The sequence below is a fragment of the Sphingomonas sp. genome (genome assembly GCA_019635535.1).
GTDB lineage: Bacteria > Pseudomonadota > Alphaproteobacteria > Sphingomonadales > Sphingomonadaceae > Allosphingosinicella.
Genome location: JAHBZH010000001.1, coordinates 1,774,349 through 1,790,652, shown reverse-complemented (window position 1 = coordinate 1,790,652; position 16,304 = coordinate 1,774,349). Strand labels below are relative to the sequence as shown.

The 16,304-nt window shown below is 67.7% G+C and carries 17 protein-coding genes and 2 tRNA genes; 4 read left to right on the top strand and 15 right to left on the bottom strand.

Features of this window, described 5'->3' with window-relative positions:
* Positions 1 to 2: 2 nt before the first annotated feature.
* Genes KF780_09190 through ccmC form a run of 7 tightly spaced genes read right to left on the bottom strand, consistent with a single transcriptional unit; the run spans position 3 to position 4,850 of the window.
* Positions 3 to 677 (bottom strand): tetratricopeptide repeat protein, encoded by a 675-nt coding sequence (locus KF780_09190; protein MBX3561971.1) that lies wholly within the window; start codon positions 675 to 677, stop codon positions 3 to 5.
* Entirely contained in the window at positions 677 to 1,087 is a 411-nt protein-coding gene (locus KF780_09185; GenBank protein ID MBX3561970.1) for a cytochrome c-type biogenesis protein CcmH, read from the bottom strand. The genes KF780_09190 and KF780_09185 overlap by 1 nt, the downstream gene beginning before the upstream one ends.
* Positions 1,084 to 1,614, bottom strand: a complete 531-nt coding sequence (locus KF780_09180; protein MBX3561969.1) for a DsbE family thiol:disulfide interchange protein — start codon at positions 1,612 to 1,614, stop codon at positions 1,084 to 1,086. Before KF780_09180 ends, KF780_09185 begins: the two co-directional genes overlap by 4 nt.
* Complete coding sequence (locus tag KF780_09175) at positions 1,611 to 3,569, bottom strand: heme lyase CcmF/NrfE family subunit (GenBank protein ID MBX3561968.1); 1,959 nt, start codon at positions 3,567 to 3,569, stop codon at positions 1,611 to 1,613. Before KF780_09175 ends, KF780_09180 begins: the two co-directional genes overlap by 4 nt.
* Positions 3,566 to 4,003 (bottom strand): cytochrome c maturation protein CcmE, encoded by a 438-nt coding sequence (gene ccmE / locus KF780_09170; protein MBX3561967.1) that lies wholly within the window; start codon positions 4,001 to 4,003, stop codon positions 3,566 to 3,568. The genes KF780_09175 and ccmE overlap by 4 nt, the downstream gene beginning before the upstream one ends.
* Entirely contained in the window at positions 4,000 to 4,131 is a 132-nt protein-coding gene (gene ccmD / locus KF780_09165) for a heme exporter protein CcmD (GenBank protein ID MBX3561966.1), read from the bottom strand. Before ccmD ends, ccmE begins: the two co-directional genes overlap by 4 nt.
* Positions 4,128 to 4,850, bottom strand: coding sequence for a heme ABC transporter permease CcmC (gene ccmC / locus KF780_09160; protein ID MBX3561965.1), 723 nt, complete (start codon positions 4,848 to 4,850; stop codon positions 4,128 to 4,130). The genes ccmD and ccmC overlap by 4 nt, the downstream gene beginning before the upstream one ends.
* A gap of 116 nt (positions 4,851 to 4,966) precedes the next feature.
* Here ccmC and KF780_09155 point away from each other — a divergent pair, with 116 nt between their 5' ends.
* Positions 4,967 to 5,842, top strand: coding sequence for a DMT family transporter (locus KF780_09155; protein MBX3561964.1), 876 nt, complete (start codon positions 4,967 to 4,969; stop codon positions 5,840 to 5,842).
* On the opposite strand, the gene KF780_09150 is transcribed toward KF780_09155, so the two are convergent.
* The 7 genes from KF780_09150 to lon form a co-directional block, all read right to left on the bottom strand.
* Positions 5,839 to 6,888 carry a Glu/Leu/Phe/Val dehydrogenase gene (locus KF780_09150; GenBank protein ID MBX3561963.1) on the bottom strand — a complete coding sequence of 350 codons (1,050 nt, stop codon included), beginning with the start codon at positions 6,886 to 6,888 and terminating at the stop codon, positions 5,839 to 5,841. The genes KF780_09155 and KF780_09150 overlap by 4 nt on opposite strands.
* Positions 6,889 to 6,917: 29 nt before the next feature.
* A tRNA-His gene (locus tag KF780_09145) sits at positions 6,918 to 6,994 on the bottom strand.
* A gap of 64 nt (positions 6,995 to 7,058) precedes the next feature.
* Positions 7,059 to 7,208 carry a hypothetical protein gene (locus KF780_09140; protein ID MBX3561962.1) on the bottom strand — a complete coding sequence of 50 codons (150 nt, stop codon included), beginning with the start codon at positions 7,206 to 7,208 and terminating at the stop codon, positions 7,059 to 7,061.
* A gap of 62 nt (positions 7,209 to 7,270) precedes the next feature.
* A complete protein-coding gene (locus KF780_09135; GenBank protein ID MBX3561961.1) occupies positions 7,271 to 7,588 on the bottom strand; it encodes a DUF167 domain-containing protein in 318 nt (105 codons plus the stop codon).
* A gap of 12 nt (positions 7,589 to 7,600) precedes the next feature.
* Positions 7,601 to 7,675, bottom strand: a tRNA-Val gene (locus tag KF780_09130).
* A gap of 83 nt (positions 7,676 to 7,758) precedes the next feature.
* Positions 7,759 to 8,034: an HU family DNA-binding protein gene (locus tag KF780_09125; GenBank protein ID MBX3561960.1), complete on the bottom strand. Its 276-nt coding sequence runs from the start codon at positions 8,032 to 8,034 to the stop codon at positions 7,759 to 7,761.
* A gap of 141 nt (positions 8,035 to 8,175) precedes the next feature.
* Complete coding sequence (gene lon, locus KF780_09120; protein MBX3561959.1) at positions 8,176 to 10,584, bottom strand: endopeptidase La; 2,409 nt, start codon at positions 10,582 to 10,584, stop codon at positions 8,176 to 8,178.
* 173 nt (positions 10,585 to 10,757) lie between these two features.
* Here lon and KF780_09115 point away from each other — a divergent pair, with 173 nt between their 5' ends.
* The 3 genes from KF780_09115 (at position 10,758) to KF780_09105 (ending at position 15,261) form a co-directional block, all read left to right on the top strand.
* Positions 10,758 to 11,273, top strand: coding sequence for a hypothetical protein (locus tag KF780_09115; GenBank protein MBX3561958.1), 516 nt, complete (start codon positions 10,758 to 10,760; stop codon positions 11,271 to 11,273).
* Positions 11,274 to 11,278: 5 nt separating this feature from the next.
* Complete coding sequence (locus tag KF780_09110; protein MBX3561957.1) at positions 11,279 to 12,052, top strand: hypothetical protein; 774 nt, start codon at positions 11,279 to 11,281, stop codon at positions 12,050 to 12,052.
* 143 nt (positions 12,053 to 12,195) lie between these two features.
* Positions 12,196 to 15,261, top strand: a complete 3,066-nt coding sequence (locus KF780_09105; protein MBX3561956.1) for a DUF3857 domain-containing protein — start codon at positions 12,196 to 12,198, stop codon at positions 15,259 to 15,261.
* Here KF780_09105 and KF780_09100 read toward each other — a convergent pair.
* Positions 15,234 to 16,304: an ionic transporter y4hA gene (locus tag KF780_09100; protein MBX3561955.1), complete on the bottom strand. Its 1,071-nt coding sequence runs from the start codon at positions 16,302 to 16,304 to the stop codon at positions 15,234 to 15,236. The two genes, KF780_09105 and KF780_09100, sit on opposite strands and share 28 nt — an antisense overlap.

Sequence of the window (16,304 nt, the reverse complement as noted above, 5' to 3'; positions counted from 1 at the left end):
ACTCATTGCGCCGGCGGTGCCGCGGGTGCCGGCGGCGCGCCCTGGGCGGGAATCTGGCCCATCATGCGCGCCTGCTGCAGCGCGTTCAGCCGCTCCTGGATCGTCGTGCGATATTCGGCGCCTTCCGGCGCCTCGGCCAGAAGCTGGCGCCAGATCTGCTCGGCCTGATCGAAATTTCCGCCCTGGGCGAGCGCGAGGCCGTAGAAGAAGCGCGGGCCGGGATGATCGGGCGCCAGCCGCTGGGCGCGCTGGAAGGCGAGCTGCGCGGCCGGACTCATCATCCCGTCGCCATGGACGACCAGCGCATTGCCGAGGCCGACCCACAGATCGGCATTGTCCGGCGATTCGCGCAGCGCGCTCTTGAGGATCTGGGCCCCGCCGCGCGTGTCGCCGCGCCTTTGATAGCTTTCGGCGATGGTCAGCCAGGCGGCGGCGCGATCGAAGCGGCCGAGCATATCCTCGCGCAATGCCGCGAATTCGCTGTCGTCCTGGGATATGCGCGCCGGCGGCGGCTTCGGGCTGCCCGGCAGATCGGGGTGCCCCTGCCAGGCATAGCCGGCCAGTGCCAGCAACAGGGCTGCACCGATGAACTGCCACACGCCCTTGTCCCTGCCGACGAAGCGCCACAGCCCCGCCGCGACGACCAGCGCCAGTCCGATCATGACCGCCCAGCCCATCAGCCTTTCCTCCGGCGCTTGAAGCGGCCGCGCACCAGCCACAGGCCGAACAGGACGAGCAGCAGCGGCGCCGCCCAGAGCGGCCAGGTCATCGCGTCGAGCGGCGGATCGTAGGTGACCCAATTGCCGTAGCGCGACACCAGCCAGGCGCGGATCTGCTCGGGACTCTCTCCCGCCTGGATGCGAGTGCGGATCAGCGCGCGCATGTCGCCCGCCATTTCCGCGTCGCTGTCTCCGATCGCCTGGCCCTGGCAGACGAGACAGCGGATCGTGTCCATCAGCGCCCGCGCCTGCGCCTCCTGGCGCGCGTCGGGAAGCTGCTTGTTCGCATATTCCGCCGCCGGCATCAGCGAATCGGCGAGTGCCGGGGCAGATGCCACGAAAGCGAGGGCGAGCAGCAGCGCCCTCATCGCGCCGCCTCCCAGGCCGCGAGGATGGCCGGCACGTCGGCACTGGTGATCGCGCCGATATGCTGGTGGCGGATGATGCCCTGCCCGTCGATCACGAAGGTTTCCGGCACGCCCGCCGAGCCCAGGTCGAGCTGCACCCGCCGGTCATTGTCCGCGCCGATCGTCGCGAAGGGATCGCCATAAGTTGTGAGGAAGGCGGCGAGATCCTGCGGCCGGTCGCGCACCGCGATGCCGTCGATCGGCACGCCCCGCCGCGCCAGTTCCTCAAGCTGCGGCGCTTCGGCCCGGCAGGGAATGCACCAGCTCGCGAAGATGTTGACGACACGCGGCTCGCCCCGGCGCAGCGACCCGCTCGACAGGCCGGGCCGTCCCGGCAGGGCACCGGCAAGCTCGAATTCGGGCACGCTCTGGCCGATGAGAGCGGAGGGCACGGTGCGCGCCACCGGGGCGTAGAGGCCGATCGCGAAGATGATCGCGAAGCCGACGAAAAGCGCCAGCGGCACCCAGATGATGAACCCCCGCTTCATGCCGACACCGCCTCAGGATCGGCCCGGGTGCCCGCATCCGTCCTGGGCGCGATCTTGCGCTCGCGCCGCAGCCGGCCGACCAGCGACAGCAGGCCGCCCAGCGCGACCATGATGCCGCCGAACCAGATCAGGGTGACGAACGGCTTCCACCATAGCCGGACCTGCCAGCGGCCCTGCTCATCCTCCTCGCCGAGCGCAACGTAGAGCTGGCCATCCCAGTGCGTCGTGATCGCCGCCTCGCTGGTCGGCGTCGGCGGCGAAGAGAACATCCGCGCCTGGGGGCGCAGCTGGAATTCCCGGCCATTCTCGCCGCGCCGCGCGGTCAGGCGGCCCTCGACCGCAGTCCAGTTCGGCCCGGCGATCGGTTCCACGCTGTCGAAACGGACGCTGAAATCGCCGACATGGGCGATCTGGCCGGGGCTGGCGGCGACCAGGGTCTCTTTCGTGAAAGCGCTCTCGCTGGCCATGCCGGCCATGCTGACGGCGATGCCGAGATGGGCGATTACCATGCCGTAGATGAAGATCGGCGTGCGGCGCAGGTTGCGCTTCCAGAGCGGCGCGACGCTGGCGGCGGCGACGCCCGGCGCAAGCGCAAGGCCCAGCAGCGGCAGCATACCGGCATCCGGCGCGAAGACGAGCAAAGCGGCGAAGGCAAGGGCGGCGACGAGGACCGGTATCAAGATGCGGTTACCCAGCGCCTTCACCCGGTCGCTGCGCCAGCGCAGCAGCGCACCGGCGCCCATGATGGCCACCAGCACCAGCGCGACCGGACCGGCGGCGGTGTTGAAATAGGGGGGGCCGACCGAAAGCTTCTCGCCCGTCACCGCCTCGACCGCGAGCGGATAGAGCGTGCCGAAGAACACGATGCCGAGGATCACGGTGAGCAGGAGATTGTTGGCGACGAGCGCGCCTTCGCGGCTCACCATGTCGAATTGCGAGCCTTCCTTCACCGTGCCGATGCGCAGGCCGAACAGGGCCAGCGCGCCACCGATATAGAGGATGAGCAGGGCGAGGATGAACGCGCCGCGCTGCGGATCGACGGCGAAGGCGTGGACGCTGGTCAGGATGCCCGAGCGGACCAGGAAGGTACCGATCATCGACATCGAGAAGGCGACGACCGCCAGCATGACCGTCCAGGCGCGCAGCCCGTCGCGGGTGGCAAGCACGGTGACGCTGTGCAGCAGGGCCGTCGCGGCGAGCCAGGGCATCAGCGAGGCGTTCTCGACCGGATCCCAGAACCACCAGCCGCCCCAGCCCAGCTCGTAATAGGCCCAGTAGGAGCCGGCAACGATGCCGATGGTGAGGAACACCCAGGCGGCGAGGATCCAGGGCCGCATCGCGCGGGCGAAGGCAGGGCCGACGTCGCGGGTGACGAGCGCGCCGACCGCGAAGGAGAAGGCGATCGAGATGCCGACATAGCCGAAATAGAGTGTCGGCGGATGGAAGGCGAGGCCGGGATCCTGGAGCAGCGGATTGAGCCCGTTGCCTTCGACCGGCACGGGGCTCAGCCGCGTGAACGGGTTCGAGGCCATCAGCAGGAAGGCGTAGAAGCCGAGCGCGATCGCCGCCTGCGCGGCCAGGGTCGCGATCAAAGTGTCCTGCCGCAGCCGCCGTTCGAGCAGGGCCACGGCGGCGCCGGCGACGGCGAGCACCGTCACCCAGAGCAGCATCGAGCCTTCATGATTCCCCCAGGCACCGGCGAACTTGTAGAGCCAAGGCTTGGCCGAATGGCTGTTGGCGGCGACGAGCTGGACCGACAAGTCCGTCCGCAGGAACAGCCAGATGAGGATCAGGAAGGCGAGCGCGGCGAGCAGGCCCTGCGCCACTGCCAGCGGACGTACGACGCGCAGCAGATGCGCGCCGCCCGGCCTCAGCGCGGCGATGCCAAGGAAAAGCTGCAGCAGCGACAGCGCCGCCGCCAGCCACAAAGCCGCAAGCCCCCCTTCAGCGATCATCCGAGCGTGTCCGTCCTGTGCTGACCTTGCGGCCCGAGCCGAGGCGGCATGTAATTCTCGTCATGCTTGGCGAGGATTTCGCTGGCCACGAAGCTGCCGTCCGGCTGGAAACGCCCCTCGGCGACCACGCCGCTATTCTCGCGGAACAGCTCCGGCGTGATGCCGGTGAAGCGTACCGGGATGGTCGCGTCCGTATCGTCCCCGACGAGAAAATGGATGGTGAGGCCGTCCGGCTGGCGCTGGATCGAGCCGCCTTTCACCATGCCGCCGATCCGCACCGCCCGATCGAGCGGCAGGCCTTTGCGCGCCACATCGGCCGGCGCGTAGAAGAAAGCCGCCTGATCGCGCATCGCGGACATGGCGAGCAGGATCGCGCCGAATACGGCCACGGCCGCGAGACCGAGAAGGATCAGCCGCTGATTCTTCCGCTTCACGGATCCTGCCTCAATCGATCGACCTCCGCTTCGGCACGTCGCATCGCCGTCCAGCTCCACCAGGTCAAGGCGACGGCCGCGGTCAGGGCGAGCGCATAAGCGGCGATGATGAAGGGCCAGTGGTTCATGACGCGGCCATCCGGCGCATCCGCGCCTCCAGCTTTGCGCGGGCCAGCTCGGCCCGCATCCGCATCAGCACGATCGCGCCGAACAGCAAGGTGAAGCCGAGCGCGGAGGCGAGCAGCGGCCACAGCATGGACGCATCGATAGAGGAACGGCCCTGAACGATGTCGATGCTCTGTCCCTGGTGCAACGTGTTCCACCATACGACGGAATAGCGGATGATCGGCAGGTTGATCGCTCCGACCAAGCCGAAGATCGCGGTGATCCGGCCCTCCCCGCCTTTCTCCTTCTCGGCACCCGCCAGCGCGATATAGGCGAGATAGAGGAAGAGCAGGACGAGCATCGAGGTCATCCGCCCGTCCCATTCCCAATAGGTGCCCCAGGTCGGGCGCCCCCAGAGCGAGCCGGTGGCGAGGCAAACGAAGGTGAAGACCGCGCCCGGCACCGCGAGCGCGCGGCCCGCAACGGCGGCGAGCGGGTGGCGCCAGATGAGCTGCATGAGGCTCGCCACCGCAATGCCGGTCCAGCCCGCCATGCCCAGCCAGGCGGCGGGGACGTGAATGTAGAGGATGCGCGCGCTTTCGCCCTGCAGATAGTCGGGCGGGGCGAGCAGCAGCCCGTAAACGAGCGCGCAGGCGATCAGCGCCGCCCCGATCCAGCCGAACCAGGCCGTGAGGGGACGGGCGATTTTGAGGAAACGGGCCGGATTCGCGTAAACGTGCATGCTCGCGCCTTGTGTAGCGAAGCCCTTTCGCATGGGGAAGCGCCTTGCGCGGCGACTGCGGCGGGGGCAGGACGGCCGCGCGCATGATCGACACGACCCCGCCCCGCCAGTCACCGATGCTCGGGATCGCGCTCCGCCTCGGCGCAGCGACATGCTTCGGTCTCATGGCCGCCGCGATCAAGCTGGGCCACGAGGCGGGCATCGCGGTGGTCGAACTGGCTTTCTACCGTTTCGCCTTCGGCCTGCCGCCGCTCATCGCCTGGATGGCGATCACCCGCAATTTCGGCGCATGGCGCACGCGGCGGCCGCTGCTGCACGTCTCGCGCGGTATGCTGGGGCTGGGCACGATGCTGCTCGCTTTCTCCGCGCTCGCCTTCCTGCCGCTCGCCGAATCGGCGACGATCGGGTTCGTCGCGCCGCTTTTCTCGGTGATGCTGTCCGCCCTGATCCTGCGTGAGCCGGTCGGCCGCTATCGCTGGAGCGCGGTGACGCTCGGCTTCATCGGCGTGCTGATCGTCATGCAGCCGGGCGGCGGCACGCTACCGGCGGCCGGGCTGACGCTGGCGCTGCTTGCCGCGCTCGGCGTGGCGGCGGTGACGATCACGATCCGCTCGATGGGCCGAACGGAGAGCGTGCCGACGACCGTGCTCTGGTTCACCGGTTTCTCGATGGTCGTTACCGGCGCGCTGATGCCTTTCTTCGCCGAGGCGCATGACGGGCGCGAATGGGCAATCCTCGCCGCGATCGGCCTCGCCGGGGGCATGGGGCAGCTCTTCCTGACCTCGTCGCTGCGCACCGCGCCGGTCGCTGTGGTCGTGCCGTTCGATTATACCCAGCTCTTGTGGGCGGTGCTGCTCGGCTGGCTGCTGTGGGACACGCGTCCGCCGGCGGCGACCTGGATCGGCGCCGCGATCATCATCGCGAGCGGCCTCTACACCCTCTATCGCGAGCACCGGCTGGGGCGCGAAAAGCCGCCCGCCGAATCGCTCTAGCCGCGGCCGATCAGCCGGTTCGCCATCGCATCGGCGACCCGGGCCGGGTTGCGGCCGGTGGCGGCGCTTTCGGTCCAGATCTCCTCGAGCCGGCCCGGGATCGCCTCGATCCGGCGGCGCACCTCCGCTTCGTCGCCGTCTTTCAGATATTCGGTCGAGACGTTGATGATGCCGCCGGCATTGATGACGTAATCCGGCGCATAGAGGATGCCGCGTGCCTGCACCCGATCGCCATCCGCCGGTGTCGCGAGCTGGTTGTTGGCGCCGCCGGCCACGACCGGCACGTTGAGGGCGGCGATCGACTGTTCGGTCAGGATCGCGCCCAGCGCATTGGGGCTGAACACGTCCGCCGCGACCGTCATGATCTCGTCCACGGACACGACCGTACCGCCCGTCTCGTTCGCCAGCGCCTGAACGCGCTCGGCATCGATGTCGGCGATGCTGAGCCGGGCACCTTCCGCCGCCGCGCGGCGCGCGAGGCCCGAAGCGACGCTGCCAGCACCCTGGATGGCGATGTGCAGGCCGGCGAGGCTGTCCTTGCCCAAGGCGCGCTTCACCGCCGCCTTGACGCCGAGGAACACGCCATAGCTGGTGTGCGGTCCGGGATCGCCGCCGACACTCCCCTCGGCGACAGGCAGGCCCGCGACGAACTTCGTCCGCTCCGAGATCTCGACCATGTCGGCCACGCTCATGCCAACATCCTCGGCGGTGACGTAACGACCGCCGAGCCCGTTCACGGCGCGGCCGAAGGCGGCGATCATGGCCGGCGTCTTGGTCCGTGCCTCGTCGGCGAGGATCACCGCTTTGCCGCCGCCCAGCGGCAGGCCGGCCATCGCGTTCTTGTAGCTCATGCCGCGCGACAGGCGCAGCGCGTCGGCGACCGCATCGCCGGACTTGGCATAATGCCAGAAGCGGGTGCCGCCCGCGCCGGGGCCGAGATGGGTGGAGTGAACCGCGACGATCGCCTTCAGGCCGCTTTCCCGGTCGGTGACGAAATGGACAAATTCATGCGCGTCGAAATCGGGAAAATCCCAGAGCGAATCCATCGATCGGTCCTGTGCAGGTTCAAAAGGAATGGGGCGATCGACGGGACTTGAACCCGCGACCCTCGGTACCACAAACCGATGCTCTAACCAGCTGAGCTACGATCGCCATGCATAAGCGGATGCGGCTGCGCACCTAGGTCGGGCGCGCCCCAGCGTCAAGGGACGCTCGATCAGGCATGCTCTCCCCGCTCGGCGAGCCGGGCGGCGAAAAGATCGGCGAGCTCATGATGGATGCGGCGGGCGGCTTCGCTGCGCGCCCGCGCGGCGGCGGCGCGCTCTTCCTCGGCCCTGCGGGCATAATAGATGCGGTCGTCGGTCATGTCCCTTCCCCGGAATATCGCTGAAATATGTGACCGATTGGGGAACGGCCAGCACCGCCGCGTTAATCCGGGCCGCTTTCAAGACGGCGCGAGACGGATTCGGCATCGATGCCGGCAAGTCGCACGATCTTGCGGCGACCGCTCTCGCCGGAAAGGATGGATATGGCCGATCTCGGCAGCCCGGTCAGCTCGGCGAGCAGCGCGATCAGCGCCTTGTTGGCCGCACCATCGACCGGTTGGGCGGCAAGCCGGACCGCGAGCATCGCCCGCCCGTCCGCGTCAGCGATCGAGCCGGCGATGCAGCTGCGCTTCGCGCGCGGCGTGACCCGGATGGCGAGACGAACGCCATCGCCATCCGGCGTGACCGGCGATTCAGTCATGACGGGAAGGCGTGGTGGGCGCGGCAAGGATTGAACTTGCGACCCCCGCGGTGTGAACACGGTGCTCTACCACTGAGCTACGCGCCCACGCCTGAAAAGCTGCTCCGGTGTGGCGGGCCGAAGCGGAGCGGGCGCCATAACCGCGCCTCCCGCCCCTGTCCAGCGCCTCGTCAGCCGTTGACGGCATCCTTCAGGCCCTTGCCGGGCTTGAATTTGGGCTGGGTCGATTCCTTGATCTGCATCGGCTCGCCGGTGCGCGGATTGCGCCCCGTGGAAGCCTTGCGGCGCGAGCAGGAAAAGGTGCCGAAGCCCACCAGGCGCACCTCGTCACCGCGCTGCAGCGCCCGCGTGATCGTGTCGAACACACTCTCGACCGCGCGCGACGCATCCCCCCGGCCAAGGCCGGTCAGCTCCGCCACATGGCCGATCAGGTCCTGCTTGTTCATTCCCGAACCCCTGTTTTTCGATGACTCGCGGCGCGGCGCGCCTCGGGAGTTAATGCCACGGGGCGGGCGCGAGTCAAAGAAAAGAGGCGCCGCCGCAAAGAAAAGCGCCGCTTCGGGACACAATCGCGAAGCGGCGCGCGATCAATGATGGACCGATCGACCGGCTCCCTCGCCGCCCGGCGCCAGCTCTGCCGGGGGCAGAGCGGCCAGCTCGTCCGCTTCGGTCCACTCGATCGGCACGACCGGCTGGGCGAGCGCCTGCACCAGCACCTCGTCGACATGGGAGACGGCGACGATCTGCAGCCCTTCCTTGATATTGGCCGGGATCTCGGCGAGGTCCTTCTCGTTCTCCGCCGGGATCAGCACCTTGGTGATGCCGCCGCGCAGCGCCGCCAGCAATTTCTCCTTGAGGCCGCCGATCGGCAGCACGCGCCCTCTCAGGGTCACTTCGCCGGTCATTGCCACGTCGCGGCGCACCGCGATGCCGGTCAACGTCGAGATGATCGCGGTGACCATGCCGATGCCCGCCGAAGGGCCGTCCTTGGGCACCGCGCCCTCGGGCAGGTGGACGTGGATGTCCTTGCGCGCGAACAGGCTCGGCTTCACGCCATAGCCCGGTGCCCGTGCCCGCACGAAGGAGAATGCGGCCTGCACCGATTCCTGCATCACCTCGCCGAGCTTGCCGGTCGTCCGGATCTGGCCCTTGCCGGGAACGGTGACCGCCTCGATCGTGAGCAGCTCGCCGCCCACCTCGGTCCAGGCCAGCCCGGTGACCGCGCCGATCTGGTCCTCCTCCTCGCTCATCCCGTGGCGGAACTTCCGGACGCCGACGAAGTCGCCGAGACTGTCCGGCGTCACCTCGACCGTCTCGGCCTTGCCTTCGAGGATGCGGCGCAGCGCCTTGCGCGCGACCTTCGCGATCTCGCGCTCCAGCGTGCGCACCCCGGCTTCGCGGGTGTAATGACGGATCAGGGCGCGCAGCCCGTCCTCGGTCAACGCGAACTCACTTTCCTTCAGGCCGTGCGATTCGATCTGCTTGGGCAGCAGGTGGCGCTTGGCGATCTCGACCTTCTCGTCCTCGGTATAGCCTTCGAGCCGGATGATCTCCATTCGGTCGAGCAAAGGCTGCGGTAAATTCAAAGAGTTGGCGGTCGTCACGAACATCACGTCTGAAAGATCGTAATCGATCTCCAGATAGTGATCCTGGAACTTGCTGTTCTGCTCCGGGTCCAGCACTTCGAGCAGGGCCGAAGCCGGATCGCCGCGGAAATCCTGGCCGAGCTTGTCGATCTCGTCGAGCAGGAAAAGCGGGTTGGACGTCCCCGCCTTCTTGAGATTCGACACGATCTTGCCCGGCAGCGAGCCGATATAGGTGCGCCGGTGACCCCGGATCTCGGCCTCGTCGCGCACGCCGCCGAGGCTCTGGCGGACGAATTCGCGGCCCGTCGCGCGGGCGATCGAGCGACCGAGCGAGGTCTTGCCGACGCCTGGCGGGCCGACCAGGCACAGGATCGGACCCTTCAGCTTGTTGGTGCGCGCCTGGACGGCGAGATATTCGACGATCCGGTCCTTGACCTTCTCCAGGCCATAATGGTCCTCGTCGAGGATGCGTTCGGCTTCGGCGATGTCGTGCTTGAGCTTCGATTTCTTGCCCCAGGGCAGGCCGAGCAGCACGTCGAGATAATTGCGCGACACCGTCGCCTCGGCCGACATCGGCGCCATACCGCGCAGCTTCTTCAATTCGCCCTGCGCCTTCCCCCTGGCCTCCTTCGACAATTTGGTGCGTTCGATCTTGCGAGCCAGTTCCGCCAGCTCGTCGCCGTCGCCTTCCTCGCCGGCATTGCCCAGCTCGCGCTGGATCGCCTTCAACTGCTCGTTCAGATAATATTCGCGCTGCGTCTTCTCCATCTGGCGCTTGACGCGGCTGCGGATCTTCTTCTCGACCTGGAGCACGCCCAATTCGCCCTCCATGAAGGCGAAGGCCATTTCCAGCCGGCGCACGGCATCAAGCTCGGCAAGCAGCGCCTGCTTGTCCGAAACCTTGATGTTGATGTTCGCGGCGACCGCGTCGGCCAGCTTGGACGGCTCTTCGATCTGGCCGAGTTGCACGGCGGTTTCGGCCGGCAGTTTGCGGTTCAATTTGGAATAATTCTCGAATTGCTCGACAACCGAGCGCATCAGCGCCTGCGCTTCCGCGCCCTCGGCCACCGGGACGAGGACAGGGCTCACATCGGCGACGAGATGCCCCTCCTCCGGGCGCAGGGCCTGCAACATGCCGCGCTCGCGACCTTCGACAAGCACGCGCACCGTCCCATCCGGCAGCTTGAGCAGCTGGAGGACGGTGGCGACGACGCCCAGATCGTAGAGCGCGTCGCGATCCGGATCGTCCTCCGCGGGATCGAGCTGGGCGACGAGAAAGATCGACTTGTCCGCCGCCATCGCGCTTTCCAGCGCCGACACCGATTTGTCGCGGCCGACGAAAAGCGGCACGATCATCTGCGGGAAAACGACGATGTCGCGCAGCGGCAGAACAGGATAGGTTTCGGTCATGCAAGCTCCAAAAGCCGGGTCATCGGACCCGGTCGTTCGCGCCTATATGGGCGTCTTATAGCGCGGCATCAATGAAGCCGCGTTAACGTGGGCGAAAGGGGCGCTTTGCGATTGACCCCCCTTGGGCCGGGGTCTAGAATTTTATGCTTCTTGGTGATGGGGGAGTTTGGCCGATGTTTCGCGCCTTGATTATCGCTGTGCCGCTGGCCTTTGCGTCGGTGACGATACCGGTGGCGGCACCCGCTCTCGCTGTCCAGGGGTCAAGCGCCCAATGCCAGCCCAATGCCCAGGCGCGCCAGCGCGGCCGCGGCATCGGCGGCATGCTGGGCGGCATGGCCCGCGGCCTTGGCGGACGCATGGGCGGTGTCGCCGGGATGCTGGCCAACAACATTCCGATAGCGGAAATGCTGGGCGAAGCGATCGCAGCCCTTCTCGATCAGTGCGAGCAGCAAAAGGCGGCGGACGCGACCGACGAGGCGATCCGCGGCGGCGTGGGCACGACCGTGGCCTGGCAAAGCGAAACGCGCCCCGGCGTGACCGGCCAGTCGGTCGTCACGGCGCAGGAGCAGGAGGCCGGCGGCGGCGATTGCATGACCGTCACCGACATCGTCATCGTCGATGGCGAGGAGACGCGTGCGCCCAAGCGCATGTGCCGCCGCCCGCCATCGACCCGCTACGTGCGCGTCTGATCCTAATGTTCCGCAAGTTCGCGTCCGCACTCGCCCTCGCCGCACTCGCCACGTCGCAGGCGGCGATGGCGCAGCGCGACCCGGACAACCCGACCTGTCCGCAGAACCCGAACTGGTCGAATTACCGGGAAATGCGCTTCACGCCGCAGCAGGTGAACGGGCGCAACGTGCTGCTGGCGGAGGGGGCGATCGACGACGGCCTGCTGCCGCGTCTTCAGGCCGCGCTCAACGCTCATCCCGAGGCGGAAGAATTGTGGCTGCGCTCGCCCGGCGGCAATGCCCAGGTCGGCAACCAGGCCGGAAGGTTGATCCGGGAATCCGGCATCCCCACGCGCATCCCGAACGGCTGGGCCTGCTTCTCGGCCTGCAACTTCCTCTTCATGGGCGGGATCATCCGCTATGTGGACAATGGCGGACAGTTCATCGTCCACATGTTCACGCATACCGGCAACCGCGACGTGATCCGCAGCGAGGTCGCGCAGGGCGAGGAGAATACGATCGGCCTGATCGGCGAGATCGAGCAGCGATCCGCCCTGCTCGCCAGCGAAGACAATGCCTTCCTGATCCGGATGGGGATTTCCCGCGACCTGCTGACCGAGGTCATGTACCGGGTCAGCGCCGTTTCCGACGGCAGGAATAGGGAAACACGTCGCTGCCTCACCCAGCAGGAAATCAACCGCTACAATGTGGCCACGACGCCGTGGACCGGCGGGGCCGCGCCAAGCGCGACACAGCAGCAGTCGCCATCGGTTCAGCAAGCCACGCGCGGCGGCAAATAAATCTTCGCGCACGCTAACGCCGGATCAGTCGCGCGATAGATTTGAATTCGCCGCCGTTTTTGGCATCCTGACGCGAATCGAAGGGGGGATTCGTGCGGGTATTGCTCGTTTTTCTGGCGCTTTTGTGCCTGGCCGACAGAGCCGTGGCCAATTCGACGCCGCGCATCGCGCCCGCCGGCGACTGGGTCGAGACCGTTGCCATTCCCGATCCCAATCCAGCGCTCGCCGACCGGCCCTTCCAGGCGCTGTTGATCGCCAGTCAGAGCCGATACGAAGCGCACCGCCACGAGCATCATTCCGAAATGGCGGTGCTAATTCAGAACAGCCAGGGTTTGCAGGCGTTGGGAAATATCAGCCTGCCCTGGCAGCCCGATCATGTCGAACTCATCATCCACAAAGTGCACATCCTGCGCCGCGGCACGGTGATCGACCTCCTCGCGGAAGGGCATGAATTCACGGTGCTGCGCCGCGAGAACAACCTGGAATCCGCCATGCTGGACGGCGTGCTGACCGCCATGATGCAAGCGGAAGGCCTGACTGTCGGCGACGTGCTCCATGTCGCGTTCACGCTGCGCCGCCACCCCGGCGCACTGCCCCTGAGGGGCGAGAACGCGTTCGCCATGGCCCATGGCGCTCCGGTCCGGCGCTTCCATGTCCGCCAGATCTGGGGACCGGACATCGACATCCGCTGGCGCGCCACCGGGATGATGGAGCAGGCCCGGACGCGGCGCACGCGACACGGCACCGAACTCGTTCTCGACCTGATGGATGCCGAAGGCGATCAGCCTCCTGATCAGGCGCCGACCCGCTTCATGCTGCCGGCGCTGCTGCAGGTGAGCGGCTATCGCGACTGGGCGGAGATCAGCAGCCAGCTCGCCCCCCATTATGCGCGCGCGGCGGAGCTCTCTCCCAATTCTCGGCTCCGGCCGGAGATCGAGCGGATCGCCGCCGCGAGCGAGGATCCGGCGGCGCGGGCTATGGCGGCGCTGCGCCTCGTCCAGGACGAGGTGCGCTATTTCGCGGTCACGCTGGGCGACGGCAATTATCTGCCCGCCACTGCCGACCAGACCTGGATTCGCCGCTATGGCGATTGCAAGGGCAAGACGGCGGTGCTGCTCGCCCTGTTGCACGGCCTTGGCATCGAGGCCGACGCGGTGCTCGTCAATACCATCACCGGCGACGGAATGGACGAGCGACTCCCCCAGATGATCCTGTTCAACCATGTCATCGTGCGCGCGCGGATCGGCGACGCGACCTACTGGCTGGACGGCACGCGCAGCGGCGATCGCGACCTTCACGACCTGGCGTCCGCGCCCTATGCGTGGGGACTGCCGCTCAGCGAGGCCGGCGCCGAGCTGCAGGCCATCGCCTATGCGCCACCCCGGCTTGCGCTGGTCGAAACCAACATCACCTATGACGCATCGCAGGGTTTCGACGATCTGACCCCGACCCGCTTCGAAATGCTCTTCCGCGGCGATTCCGCGACCGCGATGCGCGCCGCATTGTCGCAGATCGGCCGGGAGGCGTTTCTGCGCCATTATCGCGAGAACGAAGGCGACCTGCCGGGCCAGGATGTCGAGATCGTATCGGTCGACCTGCGCGATGACGAGGAGGCCGGCAGCTTCACCGTGATCGTGGAGGCCCGCGCGCGACTGACTTTCCGGCCGGCGCCCGGTGCCCTGTCGCGCCGTTACCGCTTCGGCAACGACACGATCAGCTGGACCGTCAATCTCGACCGGCGCGAAGGGCCGTGGCGCGACGCGCCGTTCACGTTCGCGATTCCGGATCATCTGGCCGGTACCGAGACGATGATCCTGCCCAATGACGGACGCGGCTATTCGATCGACGGCGAAAGCTTCGACCGGATCGTCGCCGGCGTTCGCATCGCGCGCCGGATCGAGCTTGCCGGCGGCCGCGCTGTCGCCCGCTCCACCTTTCAGCGTATCGCCCGCGAGGTCAGCGCCAGCCAGGCCCGCGCCGACCTGGCCGAGATCGAACGGATACGCAACGATGCCGCCTATCTGCGCGCGCCGATCAGCGTGGGCGCCCGGCCCAGCGCGCCGGCGCGGGTCGAGCCGGACGCGTCGGCGGAGCGGCTGGTCGATGCCGGCTACGAGAAGATGGGCGCCGGACGGACGGAGGCAGCGCTGGCGGATTTCGATCAGGCGATCCGCCAGCAGCCCGACTGGGCCAGGCCGCACGCCAATCGGGGTATCGCGCTCATCCACCTCAACCGCCTCGACGAGGCGGAGCGGGCGCTGACCACGGCCCAGCGGCTGAACGACGAGGACTTCGTCGTCCATCAGGGACTGGGCTTCCTGAACTTACGGCGCGACCAGCCCGAAGCGGCGATACCCAGCCTCACGCGATCGCTGGAGCTCGATCCCGGCAATATGTTCACGACCGGGTTGCGGATCGACTCTCGCGAACAGCTCGGACAGCTCGACGAGGCGCTCGCCGATATCGACGTGATGCTCCGCGAAGAGCCGCGACATGCTTATGCCCTTTCACGCCGCGCGCGGATACTGGCGCACCAGGATCGCCGCGACGAGGCGCTGGAAGCGATCGACGCCGCACTGGCGAGCGATCCCGGCAATTTCATGTTCGCGATCACGAAGGGCGATCTGCTCGTCCGCTTCGGACGCACGGAGGAAGCCGCGCGTGCCTATGATGCCGCGCTCGGCATGATGGGAGTGCTCGCCGAGGCAAGCGGCGGGGAGGCGCCGGTCGATCACGCCCGCATGCTCGCGCTCATGGGCCGAACGGACGAGGCGCTTGCCGCCGCCGACGCGCATCTGCGCCGCTATGCCGGTGCGGTACGCATGCTCGCCATGCGCTGCTGGATCCGGGCATGGGCGAACCTCGCGATCGAGCGGGCGCTGCGCGATTGCAACGAGGCCCTCGAGGCCGAGCCGGATCATGAGGAAGCGTCATCGGCTCGGGCGCTCGTCCATTTGCGGCTGCGGCGCTGGTCGGCCGCGATCCGCGATTTCGACACGTTACTGCGCTATCAGCCTTATGCCGCCCACGCTTATTATGGCCGCGCGTTGGCCCGCGCGGAAAGCGGTGACGCGGATGGCGCGGCCCGGGATTTCGCCACGGCGCGGCGCCATGCGTTCGACATCGATGCCTTGTTCGTCCGGATCGGCCTGGCCCATGCGGCGGACCAGGACCCGGCCGATCAGGGGACGATCGTCACGAACAGATAAGCGGCGAAGATCATCAGGTGGACGACGCCCTGGAGGACGGTCGTGCGCCCGGTTCCCAGCGAGATCACCGAGACGAACAGGGAAAGACCGAGCAGGGTCAAGCCCTTGTTGTCGATGCCGAGATGCAGGTCCCAGCCCATCGTCAGCGAGACGATCGCGACGGTGGGGATGGTGAGGCCGATCGTCGCCAGCGCCGAACCCAATGCGAGATTGAGACTGGTCTGGAGACGGTTGCGCCGCGCCGCCTTGACCGCCGCGAGGCTTTCCGGCGCCAGCACGAGCGCGGCGATCACCACGCCGACGAAAGCCAGCGGCAGGCCGGCCGCGCCGACCGCAGCCTCGACCGTCGGCGCCAGCGCCTTGGCGAGCAGCACGACGCCGACCAGGGCGACCAGCAGCAGGCCGAAGGCGATCCAGGTCTGCGACAGCATCGGCGGCTCGGCATGGGCGTCGGCGGGCAGATCGCCCGCGCCCTCGGGCAGGAAATAGTCGCGGTGGCGCACCGTCTGCACGAGCACGAAGGTGGCATAGAGGGTCAGCGAGACGATCGCGACGAAGACGAGCTGCGATGCCGAGAAGACCGGGCCGGGCACGCTCGTCAGATGATTGGGCAGCACCAGGCTGAGCACCGCCATGGCGGCGAGCACGCACAAAGCGGCGCTGACCCCGCGCAGCATGAAGCGCTGCTCATGATGGCGCACGCCGCCGACCAGCAGGCAGACGCCGACGATGCCGTTCAGGATGATCATGATCGCCGCGAACACCGTGTCGCGCGCCAGCGTCGAGGCGTCGCCGGAATCGGACAGCATCAGCGAGACGATCAGCGAGACCTCGATCACCGTGACCGCGATGGCGAGGACGAGCGTGCCGAACGGTTCGCCGACCTTGTGCGCCACCACCTCGGCATGGTGGACGGCGGCGAGCACGCAGCCGATCAGGATCGCGCTCGCCGCGAGCACGCCCGGCGTGCCGAGCTTGGCGATATTGCCGACCAAAGCGAGCAGGCCCAGCGCCGGCAGGGCGAGCGACCAGAGCGGCAGCAT

What these genes read in the sequence shown, in the direction of transcription:
- lon (MBX3561959.1), bottom strand. Translation starts at nt 10,584, where the DNA reads ATGACCGAAACCTATCCTGTTCTGCCGCTGCGCGACATCGTCGTTTTC.
- KF780_09150 (MBX3561963.1), bottom strand. Translation starts at nt 6,888, where the DNA reads ATGGATTCGCTCTGGGATTTTCCCGATTTCGACGCGCATGAATTTGTC.
- KF780_09185 (MBX3561970.1), bottom strand. Translation starts at nt 1,087, where the DNA reads ATGAGGGCGCTGCTGCTCGCCCTCGCTTTCGTGGCATCTGCCCCGGCA.
- KF780_09140 (MBX3561962.1), bottom strand. Translation starts at nt 7,208, where the DNA reads ATGACCGACGACCGCATCTATTATGCCCGCAGGGCCGAGGAAGAGCGC.
- KF780_09110 (MBX3561957.1), top strand. Translation starts at nt 11,279, where the DNA reads ATGTTCCGCAAGTTCGCGTCCGCACTCGCCCTCGCCGCACTCGCCACG.
- ccmC (MBX3561965.1), bottom strand. Translation starts at nt 4,850, where the DNA reads ATGCACGTTTACGCGAATCCGGCCCGTTTCCTCAAAATCGCCCGTCCC.
- KF780_09115 (MBX3561958.1), top strand. Translation starts at nt 10,758, where the DNA reads ATGTTTCGCGCCTTGATTATCGCTGTGCCGCTGGCCTTTGCGTCGGTG.
- KF780_09135 (MBX3561961.1), bottom strand. Translation starts at nt 7,588, where the DNA reads ATGACTGAATCGCCGGTCACGCCGGATGGCGATGGCGTTCGTCTCGCC.
- ccmD (MBX3561966.1), bottom strand. Translation starts at nt 4,131, where the DNA reads ATGAACCACTGGCCCTTCATCATCGCCGCTTATGCGCTCGCCCTGACC.
- KF780_09175 (MBX3561968.1), bottom strand. Translation starts at nt 3,569, where the DNA reads ATGATCGCTGAAGGGGGGCTTGCGGCTTTGTGGCTGGCGGCGGCGCTG.
- KF780_09125 (MBX3561960.1), bottom strand. Translation starts at nt 8,034, where the DNA reads ATGAACAAGCAGGACCTGATCGGCCATGTGGCGGAGCTGACCGGCCTT.
- KF780_09155 (MBX3561964.1), top strand. Translation starts at nt 4,967, where the DNA reads ATGCTCGGGATCGCGCTCCGCCTCGGCGCAGCGACATGCTTCGGTCTC.
- KF780_09100 (MBX3561955.1), bottom strand. Translation starts at nt 16,304, where the DNA reads ATGCTGCCGCTCTGGTCGCTCGCCCTGCCGGCGCTGGGCCTGCTCGCT.
- KF780_09190 (MBX3561971.1), bottom strand. Translation starts at nt 677, where the DNA reads ATGGGCTGGGCGGTCATGATCGGACTGGCGCTGGTCGTCGCGGCGGGG.
- KF780_09180 (MBX3561969.1), bottom strand. Translation starts at nt 1,614, where the DNA reads ATGAAGCGGGGGTTCATCATCTGGGTGCCGCTGGCGCTTTTCGTCGGC.